Genomic DNA, 640 nt, shown 5'->3' on the forward strand with positions numbered 1-640 from the left:
TGGCCTTACGGCTAAACAACAGCGTGGAAAACTCATCCATCTGCTTTTGCTCACGTTTGGCTTCCGCGATTTGCTTTTCTTTCGCTTTCTTTTCGATCATCCACTCGTAAGACATGCGTTCTTGACGCATCTTGAGCCAGTAGTCTTTGCAGTTTTCGACTTGTTCTTTGAAGTGATGCTCTGCTTGCTTTTGCTTTGATAGTGTCTCGTCAAGCTGACATAAGAATCGGTTGAGATGCCCGTATTGGCTGGCGGTTAAACCCGCTTGGCCACGATCCACCAGCTGTTGGCAGTAATCGAGACGATACTTTTCGATTTGCTCAACCTGACGGTAATAGTCTTCAAGCTCAGAGCGCGCTTTGTTCAGCGCAAGTACGGCTTGGTCTTCGCGCTCTTTGGTCTGCTCAAGTAGGAATTCCATCGCATTATTCATACGCTATTACCCACCCAAAATATTTCTGAGCATATTGACGCACATATCGTATGGCACCGATTCTTTCATACGCTGCTGCAAGTATTCGTCTAGCTTCGGTTTTAATGTAAATGCGCCATCGATAGCCGGATCGGTGCCCGGCTTGTACGCCCCAATCGACACCAAATCTTGATTTTTGCGACAAATAGACAAGACCTGACGTACCGC

The 640-nt window shown here is 47.2% G+C and carries 1 protein-coding gene and 1 pseudogene; both read right to left on the minus strand.

All coding sequences use genetic code 11. The features are described from left to right. Positions 1-433: flagellar export protein FliJ (gene fliJ / locus R7O13_RS28095; RefSeq protein ID WP_318305350.1), on the minus strand; the 433-nt coding region annotated here is incomplete at its 3' end. A gap of 6 nt (positions 434-439) precedes the next feature. After that, positions 440-640 (minus strand): annotated as a pseudogene (gene fliI, locus R7O13_RS28100) (flagellum-specific ATP synthase FliI); the annotation flags it as partial.

It is taken from the genome of Vibrio sp. Y176, from assembly GCF_033438945.1.